Origin of the sequence: Escherichia sp. E4702 (assembly GCF_963883545.1) — a bacterium.
Lineage (GTDB): Bacteria > Pseudomonadota > Gammaproteobacteria > Enterobacterales > Enterobacteriaceae > Escherichia.
Genome location: NZ_CAWORF010000014.1, coordinates 356,224 through 374,361 on the forward strand (window position 1 = coordinate 356,224; position 18,138 = coordinate 374,361).

Sequence of the window (18,138 nt, forward strand, 5' to 3'; positions counted from 1 at the left end):
GAGGCTGATTATGGAACGCTTACTGATTGTTAATGCTGATGACTTTGGCTTAAGTAAAGGCCAGAACTACGGCATTATCGAGGCCTGTCGTAATGGTATTGTCACCTCAACGACGGCGCTGGTGAATGGGGAAGCTATCGACCATGCGGTGCGGTTAAGTCGTGATGAACCGAGTCTGGCAGTTGGGATGCACTTTGTCCTTACACTGGGCAAGCCGCTGACTGAGATGCCTGGGCTGACCCGGCAAGGTGTGCTGGGGAAATGGATCTGGCAGCTGGCAGAAGACGATGCCTTACCACTGGAAGAAATTTCCCAGGAACTCGCCCGCCAGTATCTGCGATTCATTGAATTGTTTGGCCGCAAACCAACACATCTTGATAGTCATCATCATGTGCATATGTTCCCGCAGATTTTCCCGATTGTGGCGAAGTTTGCGGCTGAAGAGGGGATTGCGTTGCGTATTGATCGCCAGCCAGTATTTAACGACGGTGATTTACCCGCAAATCTGCGCAGTTCACAGGGCTTCAGTAGTGCATTCTATGGTGAAGAGATTAGTGAATCACTGTTCCTGCAAGTGTTGGATGATTCCAGTCATCGCGGTGAACGCTCACTGGAAGTGATGTGCCATCCTGCGTTTGTCGATAATACAATTCGCCAGAGTGCTTACTGTTTCCCGCGGTTAGCGGAACTGGATGTGTTAACGTCGGCGTCGTTGAAGTATGCCATTGCCGAGCGTGGTTATCGGTTGGGTAGTTATCTGGATGTGTAGGTAAGGCTGTTTTGCCGGATGCGGCGTAAATGCCTTATTCGGCATGCAATACATTGAAATTTCAAAGCATTATGAACATCCGGTAGGCCTGATAAGCGCAGCGCATCAGGCAAAGGTGGCGCAATTGCGCCACCCATATTTACGCCGGAATTTTGTCAATCTTAGGCATACGTGACCAGACGCGGTGCGCCGCCATTAGCGTTAACAGTTCATCCATAAAACTACCGTCAGCGCTGTCGGCTTCCACAACCCCTTGTTCACCTTTGTCATCCACCTTAATTGTCGCTTTGAACTTGCGGGCGTCTCCCGCCAGCGCAATCGGTTTAAGGTGTTTGTAGGCTTCCATCAGGTAATAGTTCGCATCGCCATTGTCTGCGATATCCGCAATATTACCGCAAGGGACAATGACCGCATCCACCGTCAGCGAAGGCGCTCCGGCAAAGGTAGCAGCAATTGGCAATACCGTGCCGTCATCGGCGGTTACTTCGCCCATTCGTGAATAAAGCAGTTTGGCATGAACGCCTTTGGCTTTCAGCGCCTTGAGAATGGCCAGCAGGTCTGCCGATCTCACTTCATCATTAAGCAAAATCGCTGCCACACGGCCTTTGACATCACCGTCAGGAATGGCATACAGGCTTAATGTTGGGGCATTTTTCAGACCGTTGATGTCCGGTGGCGGGGTAATATTCAGTTGTTCATCAGTCAGTTCGATACCGAGATTTTCCGCCACAGCCTGCGCCAGAGTGACATCGATATGTGCCAGTTGATCAACGACGCGTTCACGAATATACGGACGAGCAACTTTGCCCAATTCAAAGCTGAAAGCGTCGATAATGTGGCGCTGTTCAAACGGCGTCTGGCTTAGCCAGAACAGGCGCGGATGAGAATAATATTCGCCAAATGACGGGCTACGTTCGCGAACTTTATTTCCTTCTACACGTTCCTGGTATGATTCAAAACCGCCGCGTTTCGGCCCCGGCGGTGTTTCGCGCGGCCAGTTGTCGTTGATGGAGTTTGGTTCGTAGTTTGCCGGATTGGTGTCGATTCCCATGCGGTGCATGCCGTCACGCTGGAAATTATGGTAAGGGCAGGTCGGGCGGTTAATAGGAATTTCATGGAAATTCGGCCCACCAAGACGACTGATTTGTGTATCGGTATAAGAGAACAAACGTCCCTGCAATAACGGGTCGTTGGTGAAATCCAGACCGGGAACAATATGCCCTGGATGGAAAGCTACCTGTTCGTTTTCGGCAAAGAAGTTATCCGGGTTGCGGTTAAGCACCATTTTGCCGACGCGCTGTACCGGCACCAGTTCTTCCGGGATAAGTTTGGTTGGATCGAGAAGGTCGAAATCAAACTTGAATTCGTCTTCTTCCGGGATTAACTGGAAGCCCAGTTCGTATTCCGGGAAATCGCCTGCTTCAATGGCTTCCCACAGCTCACGGCGGTGGAAGTCCGGGTCACGTCCGGTGAGTTTCTGCGCTTCATCCCATACCAGCGAGGCTTTACCTGCCAGTGGTTTCCAGTGAAAACGCACAAACGTCGCTTTCCCTTCGGCGTTAATCAGGCGGAAAGTGTGGATGCCGAAACCTTCCATCGTACGGTAGCTGCGCGGGATCCCGCGATCCGACATCGCCCATATCACGTTATGCAGCGTTTCCGGTTGCAGGGAAACATAATCCCAGAATGTGTCGTGGGCGCTACCTCCCTGTGGGATCGCCCAGTGCGGTTCCGGTTTTACCGCATGAACAAAATCGGGGAATTTATGCGCATCCTGAATAAAGAAGATCGGCGTGTTGTTGCCGACAAGGTCAAAAATACCCTCTTCAGTATAGAATTTGGTGGCAAAACCGCGGATATCACGCACGGTATCGGCAGAGCCAGCGCCACCCTGAACGGTAGAGAAACGGACAAACACTGGGGTGATTTTGTTCGGGTCAGACAGGAAGTCGGCTTTGGTAATATCGCTTAAGTTTTTATACGGCTGGAAATAACCATGAGCCGCAGATCCTCGCGCATGAACAATACGTTCCGGGATACGCTCATGGTCAAAGTGAGTGATCTTCTCGCGCAGAATAAAATCTTCCAGCAGCGTTGGACCACGGCTACCGGCACGCAGTGAGTTTTGATCGTCAGCGATGCGCACGCCCTGGTTGGTGGTAAGTGCATAATTTTCACTGCCTTTACGTACATCTTGCAGGGAATTAAGTTTTTCGTTACGCGTATCAGGGGCTTTCAGACTGCCTGGCGCGGTAGGCTGCGCGCCAGGCGGGGTCGGTTCAGCCGCTGGACGATGAGAGCCGTCCTCAGGTGCCAGTGAGTCCATTCCTGGTTTCGCTTCGTTCGAGTCGTGCAGGGGGGACTGGTGCTGATGTGGGTTCTTTGCGTTATGTTGCGACATTGAACTCGTCTCCTTATTTCATTGCTGAAAGGGCCGCTTTTTTGGTCAAAAAACCCTCTAACTATAGACCATCGGGGATGTCTCGCTCTGGAAGTGGTGTCGGCGAAAGTATTTGAAGATGTACGCAAAGCAGGACGGACGTGGGCTAAATCGGCTAAACTACATTTTTTCTGATTTTTAATATGCGTTTAGTGAAGCCAGTAATGAAGAAACCGCTACGTCAGCAAAACCGCCCGATTATTAGCTATGTCCCGCGTACGGAACCTGCGCCGCCGGAGCATGCGATTAAAATGGATTCGTTTCGTGATGTCTGGATACTACGTAGCAAATATGTGGCGTTTGTTCTGGTGGGGGAATCATTCTTGCGCTCACCGGCGTTTAGTGTGCCGGAGGCGGCCCAGCGCTGGGCGAATCAGATTCGACAAGAGAATGAGGTCGAAGAGTAAAAAAACGCCTGTCGGGATGACAGGCGTTTTGCGTTATAAGCCAGGGTTAACGGTGAGCCAGTTCGGCGTCATCTTCGCTATCCAGAATGGATTTATCGGTCTGCTTCAGCCACTGGCTGGTCAGTGTACCTGCGGTCATAGAACCGCTGACGTTCAGTGCCGTACGGCCCATATCGATAAGTGGCTCAACGGAAATTAACAATGCCACCAGCGTTACCGGCAAGCCCATCGCAGGGAGTACAATCAGTGCGGCGAATGTTGCACCGCCACCAACGCCTGCAACACCTGCTGAACTCACAGTGACGATACCAACGAGTGTCGCAATCCACATTGGGTCCAGCGGATTAATGCCAACCGTAGGCGCAACCATCACTGCCAGCATTGCCGGATACAGCCCGGCACAGCCGTTTTGACCAATGGTCGCGCCGAAAGAGGCGGCGAAACTGGCGATGGATTCAGGAACACCCAGACGACGCGTTTGTGCTTCTACATTCAGCGGAATAGACGCAGCACTGGAGCGACTGGTGAAGGCAAACGTCAGCACTGGCCATACTTTACGGAAGTATTTCAGCGGGCTTACGCCATTAATGCCCAGCAGAATGCCATGCACTGCAAACATAATGATAAGACCGAGGTAGGATGCGACAACGAAGCTACCCAGTTTAATGATGTCTTGCAGGTTGGAGCCAGCAACGACTTTGGTCATCAGTGCCAGAACGCCGTATGGCGTCAGTTGCATGACCAGGCGAACCAGTTTCATCACCCAGCTTTGTAGCGTATCGATAGCGGTTAAGACTCGTTCACCTTTCGGAGCATCATCTTTCAGCAGTTTCAGTGCTGCAACGCCCAGGAAAGCCGCAAAAATTACCACGCTGATAATTGACGTCGGATTGGCACCGGTCAGATCGGCAAACGGGTTTTTCGGGATAAAGGACAAGACAAGCTGCGGAACGCTCAGGTCAGAGACTTTACCGACATAGTTGCTTTCGATAGCGTTCAGACGTGCAGTTTCAGCGCCACCCTGAACCAGCCCTTCAGCTGTCAGACCAAACAGATTAGTGACCAGTACACCGACCAGCGCCGCAATCAGCGTGGTAAACAGTAGCGTACCAATAGTCAGAAAACTGATTTTTCCTAGTTGAGACGCGTTATGCAGACGGGCAACCGCACTTAAAATGGAGGCAAATACCAGCGGCATGACGATCATTTGCAGTAGCTGAACATAGCCGTTACCGACAATGTTAAACCACTGCACAGAATCTTTGAGTACCTGGCTGTCAGAACCATAAATGGTATGCAGGGCAAGGCCAAAAACCACACCCATCACCAGACCTACCAGCACTTTTTTGGCCAGACTCCACTGTTTGTGGCGGGTTTGGGCCAGCGCAAACAGCAGCACAACGAACACTATGATGTTCGCAATTAATGGAAAGTTCATCCCCGTTCTCCTGATCTTATTATTTCTATCGCTACGCAGTAGCCATAGTGTTGAAGCAAGATTAACAGAACTGTGAGCTGGCTCTTATATTCAAATGGAATGGCTTATTCCAGAAAAGCGTTTTTTGTTTTTTTAGTATTCAACCTGATGCTTAATAAGGCGATGAAACTCGATCTGCAAGGTATTAATCATTTGCGATGACCAACGCACGGCACTGTTTTCGGGCAGTGAATGGGGCATCCACACTGACCAGACAAACAACGCCATGCAGAGAAAACGTTCTAACTGGTTGCCTTTTTGTGGAACCAGAATTGGCAGACGGAAACGCCATCGGCACGGCCAGAGTAGGGGAACGCCAGCGGGGGTCAACATATCAGCAAGAATATGACTCAAATAACCGAGAACCATACCTTGCAGAGCATCAGCCGGAATAAACCAGCTTTCCGGAACTTTCAGATAAAAGGTCGCCAGTAGAGCAAACACCGCCAGCAGACTGTGGGTAAAGCCACGGTGACCAAAAGCGCGGGCAATGGGTTTTGATATCCACTTTAATCGCTGCCCAAGAAACGACTTTGGATGGTCAATATCCGGTAACAGACAAGTTAATATTGCGGAAGGGACAATATGCCACCAGTCACCCTGTGCCAGCACGGGTGTAAGCTCGGCATTTTTAGCAAACACCGCACAAGCAATAGAAAAGAGGAGGTGACCTTCCGCCGTCATGATAAAACTCACTAAACTGTCGATACGTACAGTATAGGGTTTTTATACAGTGCGCGGAAGTGGTGACGGTGTAACTCTTCATCATAATTTGATGATAAAATCATCAGTTGAACGTGATTTCAGATAAGCAACCAGGGGCCGTGTCACCACGCCCCTTTTTATTAACCGAGGAGGTCTTTCGCGGTGAGTTCGGTCAAGGATGAAAGTTTTACATTCGCCAACACAAAACGTGGATCATTTTGCGCTTCTGGTGCTGGAACGACGATGGAGCGCATTCGTGCTGCCTTCGAGGCGATCATGCCATTAACAGAGTCCTCCAGCGCCACGCAGGCGATTGGGTCAACGCCCAGTTTTGCTGCGCAGTCGAGATAAACCTGCGGATGTGGCTTGCTATAAGGCAATTTTTCGGCGGAGGCGAGGGCATCGAAACTGTCACGTAGGTCAAACATGGCCAGCACTTTTTCAAGCATATGCAGCGGTGACGCTGAGGCCAGGCCGACCAATAAGCCCTGCGCTTTACATAAAGCAACGGCTTCACGCACGCCAGGCAGTAATGGACGCGTCTCTTCAACCAGCGAAATGGCACGGGCAATTACCCGATCGACCACTTCCTGACGACTCGGTCCATTCCACGGTTGCCGGGCATACCACAGATCAACCACCATATCGATGCGTAAACCTAAGGTGTCCGGTAGCTCATTACGACGGGAGATGTCCACCCCCAGGCTTGCCATCACATCCAGTTCGGCCCGATCCCATAATGGTTCGGAATCGATAAGTAATCCATCCATATCAAAAATTGCAGCAAGAATCTGTCGTGGGGTTGACATTACAACCTCTCCTTTAGAGCATTATGTGTAAGGTATTAAGCTGTGCTTATGATTAAGCGCCTATCATATCGCCTTTAAAGAATGGGCGAAAACAGATATCTACAGGTAAACTAAGTGAATCGACGCGTCTTAATCAAGGAGAACTCATGACGTATCAACAAGCTGGACGCATTGCTATTTTGAAAAGGATTTTCGGTTGGGTGATTTTTATACCAACACTTGTTTCCACGTTGATTTCCTTGCTGAAGTTTATGAATACCCGGCAAGAAACCCAGGAAGGCATTAATGCGGTAATGCTCGACTTTGCCCATGTCATGATCGATATGATGCAGGCGAATACGCCTTTTTTGAATCTGTTCTGGTATAACTCGCCGACGCCCAATTTTAATGGTGGTGTGAACGTTATGTTCTGGGTGATCTTTATCCTGATTTTTGTCGGGCTGGCGTTGCAAGACTCTGGAGCACGCATGAGTCGTCAGGCGCGCTTCTTGCGCGAAGGCGTTGAAGATCAACTCATTCTGGAGAAGGCTAAAGGGGAAGAGGGGTTAACGCGTGAACAGATCGAGTCGCGCATTGTCGTTCCACGCCATACTATCTTCACGCAGTTTTTTTCACTCTATATCCTGCCGGTCATTTGTATTGCTGCGGGATACGTGTTCTTTTCTCTGCTCGGTTTCATTTAATACAAAGGCCGCGCGGTGCGGCCATTATCATCGACTCCCGTCACGCGGCTAACACTCTATCCAATGATTGTTGAGCAATAACCAGATGTTGACCACCAAACAACCTTGCGCGGTTTAGCAAAGTGTAAAGCTGGTAAATCGGTTGGCGTTCGAGGAAATCGATCGGGAGCGGTGAAACTGATTGATAACCATCATAGATTTGCGGAGGCTGTTCGGTATGTAGCGGCAACATGGCCAGATCGCACTCTCTGTCGCCCCAGTAACAAGCAGGGTCGAAAATATACGGACCATTCGGACCTAGCGCACAATTCCCTGACCATAGATCGCCGTGTAACAGTGATGGTTGCGGCTGATGTGAAGCCAGGCGCTGCTGGATATGCTCGACGATGGCGTCGATATTGCCGAAGGCGATCCCTTTTTCTGCTGCCAGCTCCAGTTGCCAGCCAATCCGTTGTTCAGCAAAAAACGTTGACCAGCGGCGTTGCCAGGTATTGGGTTGAGGGGTAGTAGAAAGGGCGTTATCGAAATCGAGGCCAAATTGTGGCTGGTCGCTCCATTGATGTAGATGCGCAATTTGCTGCCCTAAAATAAAGGCGTTATGTGCATCCAACGGCCGAGGAGGGAGATAATCCATCACCAGAAAACTGTAGTCACGGTCAGCGCCAACTGCCCACACCCGGGGTACGGTGACGGTTTTACTACGAGACAATAACTCCAGTTGGTCGGCTTCGGCGGTAAAACCGGGAAGCAATTCTCTTTCATCACATTTGACGAAAAAGTCGCGTCCTGCATAGCGCAAATGCCATGCGGCATGGACTTCCCCGCCAGGCAGTTCATTACGCAGTTCGATTTCGCCTTCACCTAACTGCTCGCTCAAAAGACGACTGATTACCTGCCACATGATGTCTCTCCCATGCTGTCTGCCAGATCATAAGGTTAGCGCAAGAATAAGGTGTAAAAACACGAGCTAACGCACACCACAGACTGATTATTGCCCAAAAATCTTTATTTGTTGCTATTCCATTCCTCCCAGGTGGTGATCCTTATCTCGGGGTCTTTGCCTGTAGCGCTCTGGGCGAGCCCGGCAACGAGTTCTCTTATCTCATCTTCGTTTTGCGTACTGATAAGTCCAAAGGTATTCGTCCCTAGTTCATGGATGTTCCCATCATCGTCTGTCATGGTCAGTGAAAAGCCATCGCGTGTCAGAAAGTTATTTAACTCATTAATTTCAGTTAATGTATCTTCATGCAACATGACGGTAATGACATAACGGACAAGATCGCCACCAGCCATAATTCACCTCTTTGTTATCACGTGATTTTTTAGCATAGTCGCAGAAACGCGTTGCCGACAGGTTTGTGGTGATTCCCCCAACCGATGGGGGAATGTCTCGATTAGTGGGAAAGGTAAGCGTAAATTTTTTGTGTATCGTCATGGGAGCACAGGCGTGTTCCCTGATTGAGTGTTGCGGCACTACCGGCAGCGACGCCAAAACGAACCATTTCATCAAGCGAGGCATTTTCTGCCAGCTTCAGCGTCATAGCCCCTACCATGCTGTCGCCAGCACCGACGGTACTTTGGCTTTTTAGCGGTGGTGGCACAACCTGAATGCAGTTTTCGCTATCTACCCCCAACGCTCCTTGTGGTCCAAGGGAAACGACGACCCGTTTGGCCTTACCACTATTAACAATTTCCTGCGCGGCTTTGCGCACATCATCGGGTTGAGTGAGTTCGCGACCTACCAGTGCGCTGAGTTCTTTTTGGTTAGGTTTAACTAACTCGATGTTGCCAATCGCCAGTGCTGCGCTTAAGGCTTCGCCGGAACTGTCGACGATGCAGCGTATTCCTTGTTTTTGCGCAGCAGAAATAAGCTGCGTTAACTTTTCCAGTTTCACGCCTGGTGGCAGGCTTCCACTAATAACCAGAATAGCCCCTGACTCGATTTCCAGAACTTGTTCTTCAAGTTGACGAAATTCATCTTCGCTTAAAGCTGCGCCGGGCATGACAAAGCGATACTGCTCACCGCTGGATTCCACATGTACATGCAGATTCTGGCGGGTCCAGTCCTTCGCTTCGACAGTGGCAACAGGGACATTTTCATCGGCCAGCAGAGCGACGAGATGTTCCCCGGTCGCGCCGCCGGCCGGGAATATAGCCGTCGCGCTCCCGCCCAGATGAGCAATGGCACGAGCGACATTAATACCGCCACCACCTGGTTCAAACACGGGGGCAGTACAGCGCAGTTTTCCTTCGGGGTAAATTTGCGGGGTTATTGTTGCGCTATCGAGAGAGGGCGCAAGTGTCAACGTATAGATACGTACCATCATTTCCTCCTATAGGCTGATTTCAGTCTGGCACTGAATCAGTGGAAAGTGAAGGAATTAACAATATGATTTATTAGATATTTATATAAAATTAATAAGGTAAAGATATATAAATAAATATCTGTTTTCGCAACGCGCTTATTCAAAAAATGAAATAAGAAGTCATTGCTAAGTTTTTCACTCCTTTTTATAATTTGTCACCTTTCCAGGGACGCTACTCTTTGATCCTTAAGAAAGTTTCCGGGACCGCGATGGTCTCTTTTTTTGTTGTACGGACTTTTAATAAATGAAGCTTTTGAAGACAGTTCCTGCCATCGTTATGTTGGCGGGGGGTATGTTTGCGTCTCTGACTGCAACTGCCGATGATTCCGTTTTTACTGTCATGGACGATCCTGCCAGCGCAAAAAAACCTTTCGAAGGTAATCTGAACGCAGGTTATCTTGCACAATCAGGCAACACGAAAAGTTCCTCACTGACGGCTGATACCACCATGACTTGGTATGGGCAGACGACTGCCTGGTCGCTGTGGGGAAATGCCAGCAATACTTCTTCTAATGATGAGCGTTCTTCGGAAAAATATGCAGTAGGTGGTCGTAGCCGTTTTAATTTAACTGATTATGATTATCTGTTTGGTCAGGCAAGTTGGCTGACAGACCGTTATAACGGTTATCGGGAACGAGATGTATTGACTGCGGGTTATGGTCGCCAGTTTTTAAATGGCCCGGTACACAGCTTCCGTTTTGAATTCGGCCCTGGCGTGCGTTACGACAAATATACCGATAATGCCAGTAAAACGCAGCCGCTGGGGTATGCCTCCGGAGCTTATACATGGCAGTTGACCGACAACGCTAAATTTACCCAAGGGGTATCCGTTTTTGGTGCTGAAGACACTACGCTGAACTCGGAAAGCGCATTAAATGTTGCCATCAATGAACATTTTGGTCTGAAGGTGGCCTACAACGTTACATGGAACTCTGAACCGCCTGAGTCTGCGCCGGAACATACCGATCGCCGCACCACGTTATCGCTGGGCTACAGGATGTAATAATGTGCCGGACCGTGTTATGCGGTCTGGCTGCATTGTTTGTTGATAGCGCATCACCATTCAGCCCCAAATCATCGCTGCCCAGCGTAGCAACAGCATCGCGCCGCAAATAGACAGCAGGACTACCACCATCTTCCAGTGTTTTTTGTTGAAACGTTTTGTCGGCATGCGTTTTTCCAGGGGATTTCCAGTCTTCAATGATCGAGTGTAACAAAAGGGTCAGGTGTTGCCTGTATTGATTTATATCATATCGAAGATGATGATTGTCGCTTTGCCCGATAACAATTACCGTGTAAACTGCCAAGCGGTATTATCAGAAAGTGGGTGTAGGTCTGGCATCGCCAATCAGCATGCTGTGACATATTTCGCAGAGTGAAGCGGGAATCAGCCCAAACCTTTTTGATAAATTTCATATGAATCTTTGTATGTGATCTTTCGTGTGGGTCACCACTGCAAATAAGGATATAACATGCCTGTTATTACTCTTCCTGATGGCAGCCAACGCCATTACGACCACGCTGTAAGCCCCATGGATGTTGCGCTGGACATTGGTCCAGGTCTGGCGAAAGCCTGTATCGCAGGGCGCGTTAATGGCGAACTGGTAGATGCGTGCGATTTGATTGAAAACGACGCTAAACTGGCGATCATTACCGCTAAAGACGAAGAAGGTCTGGAGATCATTCGTCACTCCTGTGCGCACCTGTTAGGGCACGCAATTAAACAACTTTGGCCGCATACCAAAATGGCAATCGGCCCGGTTATTGACAACGGTTTCTATTACGACGTTGATCTTGACCGCACGTTAACCCAGGAAGATGTCGAAGCACTCGAGAAGCGGATGCATGAGCTTGCTGAGAAAAACTACGACGTCATTAAGAAGAAAGTCAGCTGGCACGAAGCGCGTGAAACTTTCGTTAAACGCGGCGAGAGCTATAAAGTCTCCATCCTGGACGAAAACATCGCCCATGATGACCAGCCAGACCTCTATTTCCACGAAGAATATGTCGATATGTGCCGCGGTCCGCACGTACCGAATATGCGTTTCTGCCACCATTTCAAACTGATGAAAACGGCAGGGGCCTACTGGCGCGGCGACAGCAACAATAAAATGTTGCAACGTATTTATGGTACTGCGTGGGCAGATAAAAAAGCCCTCAACGCATATCTGCAGCGTCTGGAAGAAGCCGCTAAACGCGACCACCGTAAAATCGGTAAACAGCTCGACCTGTACCATATGCAGGAAGAAGCGCCGGGTATGGTGTTCTGGCACAATGACGGCTGGACCATCTTCCGTGAACTGGAAGTGTTCGTTCGCTCTAAACTGAAAGAGTACCAGTATCAGGAAGTTAAAGGCCCGTTTATGATGGACCGCGTCCTGTGGGAAAAAACCGGTCACTGGGAAAACTATAAAGATGCAATGTTCACCACCTCTTCTGAGAACCGTGAATACTGCATTAAGCCGATGAACTGTCCGGGTCACGTACAAATCTTTAACCAGGGGCTGAAGTCGTATCGCGATCTGCCGCTGCGTATGGCCGAGTTCGGTAGCTGCCACCGTAACGAGCCGTCAGGATCCCTTCACGGCCTGATGCGCGTGCGTGGTTTTACCCAGGATGACGCGCATATCTTCTGTACTGAAGAACAAATTCGCGATGAAGTTAACGGATGTATCCGTTTAGTCTATGATATGTACAGCACTTTTGGCTTCGAGAAGATCGTGGTCAAGCTTTCCACTCGTCCTGAAAAACGTATTGGCAGTGACGAAATGTGGGATCGTGCTGAGGCGGACCTGGCAGTTGCGCTGGAAGAAAACAACATCCCGTTTGAGTATCAACTGGGTGAAGGCGCGTTCTACGGTCCGAAAATTGAATTTACCCTGTATGACTGCCTCGATCGTGCATGGCAGTGCGGTACAGTACAGCTGGACTTCTCCTTACCGTCTCGTCTGAGCGCTTCCTATGTAGGCGAAGACAACGAGCGTAAGGTTCCGGTAATGATTCACCGTGCAATTCTTGGGTCGATGGAACGTTTCATCGGTATCCTGACCGAAGAGTTCGCTGGTTTCTTCCCGACCTGGCTTGCGCCGGTTCAGGTTGTTATCATGAATATTACGGATTCACAGTCTGAATACGTTAACGAATTGACGCAAAAACTATCAAATGCGGGCATTCGTGTTAAAGCAGACTTGAGAAATGAGAAGATTGGCTTTAAAATCCGCGAGCACACTTTGCGTCGCGTCCCATATATGCTGGTCTGTGGTGATAAAGAGGTGGAATCTGGCAAAGTTGCCGTTCGCACCCGCCGTGGTAAAGACCTGGGAAGCATGGACGTAAATGAAGTGATCGAGAAGCTGCAACAAGAGATTCGCAGCCGCAGTCTTAAACAATTGGAGGAATAAGGTATTAAAGGCGGAAAACGAGTTCAAACGGCGCGTCCTAACCGTATCAATGGCGAAATTCGCGCCCAGGAAGTTCGCTTAACAGGTTTGGAAGGCGAGCAGCTTGGTATTGTGAGTCTGAGAGAAGCTCTGGAGAAAGCTGAAGAAGCCGGAGTAGACTTAGTCGAGATCAGCCCTAACGCCGAGCCGCCGGTTTGTCGTATAATGGATTACGGCAAATTCCTCTATGAAAAGAGCAAGTCTTCTAAGGAACAGAAGAAAAAGCAAAAAGTTATCCAGGTTAAGGAAATTAAATTCCGTCCTGGTACAGATGAAGGCGACTATCAGGTAAAACTCCGCAGCCTGATTCGCTTTCTCGAAGAGGGTGATAAAGCCAAAATCACGCTGCGTTTCCGCGGTCGTGAGATGGCGCACCAGCAAATCGGTATGGAAGTGCTTAATCGCGTGAAAGACGATTTGCAAGAACTGGCAGTGGTCGAATCCTTCCCAACGAAGATCGAAGGCCGCCAGATGATCATGGTGCTCGCTCCTAAGAAGAAACAGTAAGGCCATCAAGTAATCATTCCTGTGGGCCTCGGCTCACAGGGTGATTCGCCTTTGTTTCTGTTTATCAACAATGCGAAGTGGAAGTTATTAAAATGCCAAAAATTAAGACCGTACGCGGTGCTGCTAAGCGCTTCAAAAAAACCGGTAAAGGTGGTTTTAAGCACAAGCACGCTAACCTGCGTCACATTCTGACCAAAAAAGCGACCAAACGTAAACGTCACCTGCGTCCGAAAGCCATGGTTTCCAAAGGCGATCTGGGCCTGGTAATCGCGTGCCTGCCGTACGCATAAGCCGTTAACGTTTTTTAACTTTTTAATTAGAATATAGATACAGGAGAGCACATATGGCTCGCGTAAAACGTGGTGTTATTGCACGCGCACGTCACAAGAAAATTTTGAAACAAGCTAAAGGCTACTACGGTGCGCGTTCTCGCGTATACCGCGTTGCCTTCCAGGCTGTTATCAAAGCTGGTCAGTATGCTTACCGTGACCGTCGTCAACGTAAGCGTCAGTTCCGTCAACTGTGGATTGCGCGTATCAACGCAGCAGCACGTCAGAACGGTATTTCTTACAGCAAATTCATCAATGGCCTGAAAAAAGCCTCTGTTGAAATCGACCGTAAGATCCTGGCTGATATCGCAGTATTCGACAAAGTAGCGTTCACCGCTCTGGTTGAAAAAGCGAAAGCAGCTCTGGCATAAGCCAGTTGAAAGAGGGAGCTAGTCTCCCTCTTTTCGTTTCAACGCCATCAAAACATTGACTTTTATCGCTGTAGCCTTTTCAATAAAGGTCTTTTGAAAAGTACCAAAAGGTAACGCAAGCAATGAATGCTGCTATTTTCCGCTTCTTTTTTTACTTTAGCACCTGACTCCAGGAGGCTAGCGCGTGAGAAGAGAAACGGAAAACAGCGCCTGAAAGCCTCCCAGTGGAGGCTTTTTTTGTATGCGCGTTTTGAAAAATAAAAAGCCTGTCTCATCAGGCGTAATTGTCGCAGCCAGTCTGGACACGGTCAGCGTGGAGAAACCGGAGCGTACTTAAGTACGTGAGGATTTCGAGCACTGCCGGGACCAAAATGGCAAGTAAAATAGCCTGATGGGATAGGCTCTAAGTCCAACGAACCAGTGTCACCACTGACACAATGAGGAAAACCATGTCACATCTCGCAGAACTGGTTGCCAGTGCGAAGGCGGCCATTAGCCAGGCGTCAGATGTTGCCGCGTTAGACAATGTGCGCGTCGAATATTTGGGTAAAAAAGGGCACTTAACCCTTCAGATGACGACCCTGCGTGAGCTGCCGCCAGAAGAGCGTCCGGCAGCTGGTGCGGTTATCAACGAAGCGAAAGAGCAAGTTCAGCAGGCGCTGAATGCGCGTAAAGCCGAACTGGAAAGCGCAGCGCTGAATGCGCGTCTGGCTGCAGAAACTATCGATGTTTCCCTGCCAGGTCGTCGTATCGAAAACGGTGGTCTGCATCCGGTTACCCGTACCATCGACCGTATCGAAAGTTTCTTCGGTGAGCTTGGCTTTACCGTGGCAACCGGGCCGGAAATCGAAGACGATTATCATAACTTCGATGCTCTGAACATTCCTGGCCACCACCCGGCGCGCGCTGACCACGACACTTTCTGGTTTGACGCTACCCGCCTGCTGCGTACCCAGACCTCTGGCGTACAGATCCGCACCATGAAAGCCCAGCAGCCGCCGATTCGTATTATCGCGCCTGGCCGCGTTTACCGTAACGACTACGACCAGACTCACACGCCGATGTTCCATCAGATGGAAGGTCTGATTGTTGATACCAACATCAGCTTTACCAACCTGAAAGGCACGCTGCACGACTTCCTGCGTAACTTCTTTGAAGAAGATTTGCAGATTCGCTTCCGTCCTTCCTACTTCCCGTTTACCGAACCTTCTGCAGAAGTGGACGTCATGGGTAAAAACGGTAAATGGCTGGAAGTACTGGGCTGCGGGATGGTGCATCCGAACGTGCTGCGTAATGTTGGCATCGATCCGGAAGTTTACTCCGGTTTCGCCTTCGGTATGGGGATGGAGCGTCTGACCATGTTGCGTTACGGCGTCACCGACCTGCGTTCATTCTTCGAAAACGATCTGCGTTTCCTCAAACAGTTTAAATAAGGCAGGAATAGATTATGAAATTCAGTGAACTGTGGTTACGCGAATGGGTGAACCCGGCGATCGATAGTGATGCGCTGGCGAATCAAATCACGATGGCGGGCCTGGAAGTTGACGGTGTAGAACCGGTTGCCGGTAGCTTCCACGGCGTGGTCGTTGGTGAAGTGGTTGAATGTGCGCAGCATCCGAATGCTGACAAACTGCGAGTGACCAAAGTCAATGTCGGTGGCGATCGCCTGCTGGACATCGTCTGCGGCGCGCCAAACTGTCGTCAGGGCCTGCGTGTGGCGGTAGCAACGATTGGTGCTGTACTGCCGGGCGATTTCAAAATTAAAGCCGCGAAACTGCGCGGTGAACCGTCTGAAGGGATGCTGTGCTCCTTCTCTGAGCTGGGTATTTCTGACGATCATAACGGTATTATCGAACTGCCTGCAGATGCGCCAATTGGCACCGACATCCGTGAATACCTGAAACTTGATGACAACACCATCGAAATCAGTGTGACGCCAAACCGTGCAGACTGCTTAGGCATTATCGGCGTAGCGCGTGATGTTGCCGTGCTGAACCAGCTTCCACTGGTTGAACCGGAAATTGTCCCGGTTGGTGCAACCATCGATGACACGCTGCCGATTGCGGTAGAAGCACCGGAAGCCTGCCCACGTTATCTTGGCCGCGTAGTAAAAGGCATTAACGTTAAAGCGCCAACTCCGCTGTGGATGAAAGAAAAACTGCGTCGTTGCGGGATTCGTTCTATCGATGCAGTCGTTGACGTCACCAACTATGTGCTGCTTGAACTGGGCCAGCCGATGCACGCTTTCGACAAAGATCGCATTGAAGGCGGCATTGTGGTGCGGATGGCGAAAGAGGGCGAAACGCTGGTACTGCTCGACGGTACCGAAGCGAAGCTGAACGCTGACACCCTGGTCATCGCCGACCACAACAAGGCGCTGGCGATGGGCGGTATCTTCGGTGGCGAACACTCTGGCGTGAATGACGAAACGCAAAACGTCCTGCTGGAATGCGCTTTCTTCAGCCCGCTGTCTATCACCGGTCGTGCTCGTCGTCATGGCCTGCATACTGATGCGTCTCACCGTTATGAGCGTGGTGTTGATCCGGCACTGCAGCACAAAGCAATGGAACGTGCGACCCGTCTGCTGATCGATATCTGCGGCGGTGAAGCTGGCCCGGTTATCGATATCACTAACGAAGCAACGCTGCCGAAGCGTGCGACCATCACTCTGCGTCGTAGCAAACTGGATCGTCTGATCGGCCATCATATTGCCGATGAGCAGGTCACTGACATTCTGCGTCGTCTCGGCTGTGAAGTTACCGAAGGCAAGGACGAGTGGCAGGCTGTTGCGCCGAGCTGGCGTTTCGACATGGAGATTGAAGAAGATCTGGTCGAAGAAGTGGCGCGTGTTTACGGCTACAACAACATCCCGGATGAACCGGTACAGGCGAGCCTGATTATGGGGACTCACCGTGAAGCTGACCTGTCGCTCAAGCGCGTGAAAACGCTGCTCAACGACAAAGGCTATCAGGAAGTGATCACCTATAGCTTCGTTGATCCGAAAGTGCAGCAGATGATCCACCCGGGCGTTGAAGCCTTACTGCTGCCAAGCCCGATTTCCGTTGAAATGTCGGCAATGCGTCTTTCTCTGTGGACAGGTCTGCTGGCAACTGTAGTGTACAACCAGAACCGTCAGCAAAACCGTGTGCGCATTTTTGAAAGCGGTCTGCGCTTCGTGCCAGATACCCAGGCGCCATTGGGCATTCGTCAGGATCTGATGTTAGCCGGTGTGATTTGCGGTAACCGTTACGAAGAGCACTGGAACCTGGCAAAAGAGACCGTTGATTTCTATGATTTGAAAGGCGATCTTGAATCCGTTCTCGACCTGACCGGTAAACTGAATGAGGTTGAGTTCCGTGCAGAAGCGAATCCGGCACTGCATCCGGGGCAATCCGCAGCGATTTATCTGAAAGGTGAACGTATTGGTTTTGTTGGGGTTGTTCATCCTGAACTGGAACGTAAACTGGATCTTAACGGTCGCACTCTGGTGTTTGAACTGGAGTGGAACAAGCTCGCAGACCGCGTGGTGCCTCAAGCGCGCGAGATTTCGCGCTTCCCGGCGAACCGTCGTGACATCGCGGTTGTGGTTGCAGAAAACGTTCCCGCAGCGGATATTTTATCCGAATGTAAGAAAGTTGGCGTAAATCAGGTAGTTGGCGTAAACTTATTTGACGTGTACCGCGGTAAGGGTGTTGCGGAGGGGTATAAGAGCCTCGCCATAAGCCTGATCCTGCAAGATACCAGCCGTACACTCGAAGAAGAGGAGATTGCCGCTACCGTCGCCAAATGTGTAGAGGCATTAAAAGAGCGATTCCAGGCATCATTGAGGGATTGA

At 50.2% G+C, this 18,138-nt stretch carries 19 protein-coding genes and 1 other annotated feature; of the genes, 11 read left to right on the forward strand and 8 right to left on the reverse strand.

Features of this window, described 5'->3' with window-relative positions; genetic code table 11:
- Positions 1 to 10: 10 nt before the first annotated feature.
- Positions 11 to 769, forward strand: a complete 759-nt coding sequence (gene chbG / locus AACU94_RS07805) for a chitin disaccharide deacetylase (protein ID WP_130218875.1) — start codon at positions 11 to 13, stop codon at positions 767 to 769.
- Between the two features lie 139 nt (positions 770 to 908).
- On the opposite strand, the gene katE is transcribed toward chbG, so the two are convergent.
- Positions 909 to 3,170, reverse strand: coding sequence for a catalase HPII (gene katE, locus AACU94_RS07810; RefSeq protein WP_135489211.1), 2,262 nt, complete (start codon positions 3,168 to 3,170; stop codon positions 909 to 911).
- Between the two features lie 182 nt (positions 3,171 to 3,352).
- On the opposite strand from katE, the gene cedA reads away from it, so the two are divergent.
- Positions 3,353 to 3,616 (forward strand): cell division activator CedA, encoded by a 264-nt coding sequence (gene cedA / locus AACU94_RS07815; RefSeq protein WP_130236587.1) that lies wholly within the window; start codon positions 3,353 to 3,355, stop codon positions 3,614 to 3,616.
- A gap of 46 nt (positions 3,617 to 3,662) precedes the next feature.
- Here the strand turns inward: cedA and tcyP are convergent, their stop codons facing one another.
- The 3 genes from tcyP to hxpB form a co-directional block, all read right to left on the reverse strand.
- Positions 3,663 to 5,054: a cystine/sulfocysteine:cation symporter gene (gene tcyP, locus AACU94_RS07820; protein WP_064529160.1), complete on the reverse strand. Its 1,392-nt coding sequence runs from the start codon at positions 5,052 to 5,054 to the stop codon at positions 3,663 to 3,665.
- Positions 5,055 to 5,186: 132 nt separating this feature from the next.
- Positions 5,187 to 5,777 (reverse strand): metal-dependent hydrolase, encoded by a 591-nt coding sequence (locus AACU94_RS07825; RefSeq protein ID WP_064529159.1) that lies wholly within the window; start codon positions 5,775 to 5,777, stop codon positions 5,187 to 5,189.
- A 161-nt stretch (positions 5,778 to 5,938) separates the two neighbouring features.
- The gene (gene hxpB / locus AACU94_RS07830; RefSeq protein ID WP_130218883.1) at positions 5,939 to 6,607 is read right to left on the reverse strand and encodes a hexitol phosphatase HxpB; all 669 of its coding nucleotides are present in this window, start codon (positions 6,605 to 6,607) and stop codon (positions 5,939 to 5,941) included.
- 146 nt (positions 6,608 to 6,753) lie between these two features.
- Here hxpB and AACU94_RS07835 point away from each other — a divergent pair, with 146 nt between their 5' ends.
- Entirely contained in the window at positions 6,754 to 7,290 is a 537-nt protein-coding gene (locus tag AACU94_RS07835) for a YniB family protein (RefSeq protein WP_135489212.1), read from the forward strand.
- A 40-nt stretch (positions 7,291 to 7,330) separates the two neighbouring features.
- Here AACU94_RS07835 and AACU94_RS07840 read toward each other — a convergent pair whose 3' ends face one another.
- The 3 genes from AACU94_RS07840 to pfkB form a co-directional block, all read right to left on the reverse strand.
- Entirely contained in the window at positions 7,331 to 8,191 is an 861-nt protein-coding gene (locus AACU94_RS07840; RefSeq protein ID WP_130218887.1) for a fructosamine kinase family protein, read from the reverse strand.
- A 104-nt stretch (positions 8,192 to 8,295) separates the two neighbouring features.
- Entirely contained in the window at positions 8,296 to 8,583 is a 288-nt protein-coding gene (gene ghoS / locus AACU94_RS07845) for a type V toxin-antitoxin system endoribonuclease antitoxin GhoS (protein WP_130218889.1), read from the reverse strand.
- Positions 8,584 to 8,684: 101 nt separating this feature from the next.
- A complete protein-coding gene (gene pfkB, locus AACU94_RS07850; protein WP_130219020.1) occupies positions 8,685 to 9,614 on the reverse strand; it encodes a 6-phosphofructokinase II in 930 nt (309 codons plus the stop codon).
- 286 nt (positions 9,615 to 9,900) lie between these two features.
- Between pfkB and AACU94_RS07855 the strand changes: the two genes are divergently transcribed.
- Complete coding sequence (locus AACU94_RS07855; RefSeq protein ID WP_135489213.1) at positions 9,901 to 10,659, forward strand: DUF481 domain-containing protein; 759 nt, start codon at positions 9,901 to 9,903, stop codon at positions 10,657 to 10,659.
- A 60-nt stretch (positions 10,660 to 10,719) separates the two neighbouring features.
- Here AACU94_RS07855 and yniD read toward each other — a convergent pair whose 3' ends face one another.
- Positions 10,720 to 10,827, reverse strand: a complete 108-nt coding sequence (yniD, locus tag AACU94_RS07860) for a small membrane protein YniD (RefSeq protein WP_064529152.1) — start codon at positions 10,825 to 10,827, stop codon at positions 10,720 to 10,722.
- 301 nt (positions 10,828 to 11,128) lie between these two features.
- On the opposite strand from yniD, the gene thrS reads away from it, so the two are divergent.
- The 7 genes from thrS (at position 11,129) to pheT (ending at position 18,138) form a co-directional block, all read left to right on the forward strand.
- On the forward strand, positions 11,129 to 13,057 hold the full coding sequence (thrS, locus tag AACU94_RS07865) for a threonine--tRNA ligase (protein WP_135489214.1): 1,929 nt from the start codon (positions 11,129 to 11,131) through the stop codon (positions 13,055 to 13,057).
- A gap of 3 nt (positions 13,058 to 13,060) precedes the next feature.
- A complete protein-coding gene (infC, locus tag AACU94_RS07870) occupies positions 13,061 to 13,603 on the forward strand; it encodes a translation initiation factor IF-3 (RefSeq protein ID WP_001700733.1) in 543 nt (180 codons plus the stop codon).
- Positions 13,604 to 13,695: 92 nt separating this feature from the next.
- On the forward strand, positions 13,696 to 13,893 hold the full coding sequence (rpmI, locus tag AACU94_RS07875; RefSeq protein ID WP_001124225.1) for a 50S ribosomal protein L35: 198 nt from the start codon (positions 13,696 to 13,698) through the stop codon (positions 13,891 to 13,893).
- A 53-nt stretch (positions 13,894 to 13,946) separates the two neighbouring features.
- Entirely contained in the window at positions 13,947 to 14,303 is a 357-nt protein-coding gene (gene rplT, locus AACU94_RS07880) for a 50S ribosomal protein L20 (RefSeq protein WP_000124850.1), read from the forward strand.
- A gap of 116 nt (positions 14,304 to 14,419) precedes the next feature.
- Positions 14,420 to 14,544, forward strand: a sequence feature (Phe leader region).
- On the forward strand, positions 14,426 to 14,470 hold the full coding sequence (gene pheM, locus AACU94_RS07885; protein WP_001386830.1) for a pheST operon leader peptide PheM: 45 nt from the start codon (positions 14,426 to 14,428) through the stop codon (positions 14,468 to 14,470). Its footprint overlaps the feature before it by 45 nt.
- A gap of 208 nt (positions 14,545 to 14,752) precedes the next feature.
- Positions 14,753 to 15,736, forward strand: a complete 984-nt coding sequence (gene pheS / locus AACU94_RS07890; protein WP_000018588.1) for a phenylalanine--tRNA ligase subunit alpha — start codon at positions 14,753 to 14,755, stop codon at positions 15,734 to 15,736.
- Positions 15,737 to 15,750: 14 nt separating this feature from the next.
- Positions 15,751 to 18,138 carry a phenylalanine--tRNA ligase subunit beta gene (gene pheT / locus AACU94_RS07895; RefSeq protein WP_001524772.1) on the forward strand — a complete coding sequence of 796 codons (2,388 nt, stop codon included), beginning with the start codon at positions 15,751 to 15,753 and terminating at the stop codon, positions 18,136 to 18,138.

Excerpts from the sequence above, each read along its gene's own strand:
- chbG (WP_130218875.1), top strand. The coding sequence starts at position 11 with ATGGAACGCTTACTGATTGTTAATGCTGATGACTTTGGCTTAAGTAAA.
- katE (WP_135489211.1), bottom strand. The coding sequence starts at position 3,170 with ATGTCGCAACATAACGCAAAGAACCCACATCAGCACCAGTCCCCCCTG.
- cedA (WP_130236587.1), top strand. The coding sequence starts at position 3,353 with ATGCGTTTAGTGAAGCCAGTAATGAAGAAACCGCTACGTCAGCAAAAC.
- tcyP (WP_064529160.1), bottom strand. The coding sequence starts at position 5,054 with ATGAACTTTCCATTAATTGCGAACATCATAGTGTTCGTTGTGCTGCTG.
- AACU94_RS07825 (WP_064529159.1), bottom strand. The coding sequence starts at position 5,777 with ATGACGGCGGAAGGTCACCTCCTCTTTTCTATTGCTTGTGCGGTGTTT.
- hxpB (WP_130218883.1), bottom strand. The coding sequence starts at position 6,607 with ATGTCAACCCCACGACAGATTCTTGCTGCAATTTTTGATATGGATGGA.
- AACU94_RS07835 (WP_135489212.1), top strand. The coding sequence starts at position 6,754 with ATGACGTATCAACAAGCTGGACGCATTGCTATTTTGAAAAGGATTTTC.
- AACU94_RS07840 (WP_130218887.1), bottom strand. The coding sequence starts at position 8,191 with ATGTGGCAGGTAATCAGTCGTCTTTTGAGCGAGCAGTTAGGTGAAGGC.
- ghoS (WP_130218889.1), bottom strand. The coding sequence starts at position 8,583 with ATGGCTGGTGGCGATCTTGTCCGTTATGTCATTACCGTCATGTTGCAT.
- pfkB (WP_130219020.1), bottom strand. The coding sequence starts at position 9,614 with ATGGTACGTATCTATACGTTGACACTTGCGCCCTCTCTCGATAGCGCA.
- AACU94_RS07855 (WP_135489213.1), top strand. The coding sequence starts at position 9,901 with ATGAAGCTTTTGAAGACAGTTCCTGCCATCGTTATGTTGGCGGGGGGT.
- yniD (WP_064529152.1), bottom strand. The coding sequence starts at position 10,827 with ATGCCGACAAAACGTTTCAACAAAAAACACTGGAAGATGGTGGTAGTC.
- thrS (WP_135489214.1), top strand. The coding sequence starts at position 11,129 with ATGCCTGTTATTACTCTTCCTGATGGCAGCCAACGCCATTACGACCAC.
- rpmI (WP_001124225.1), top strand. The coding sequence starts at position 13,696 with ATGCCAAAAATTAAGACCGTACGCGGTGCTGCTAAGCGCTTCAAAAAA.
- rplT (WP_000124850.1), top strand. The coding sequence starts at position 13,947 with ATGGCTCGCGTAAAACGTGGTGTTATTGCACGCGCACGTCACAAGAAA.
- pheS (WP_000018588.1), top strand. The coding sequence starts at position 14,753 with ATGTCACATCTCGCAGAACTGGTTGCCAGTGCGAAGGCGGCCATTAGC.
- pheT (WP_001524772.1), top strand. The coding sequence starts at position 15,751 with ATGAAATTCAGTGAACTGTGGTTACGCGAATGGGTGAACCCGGCGATC.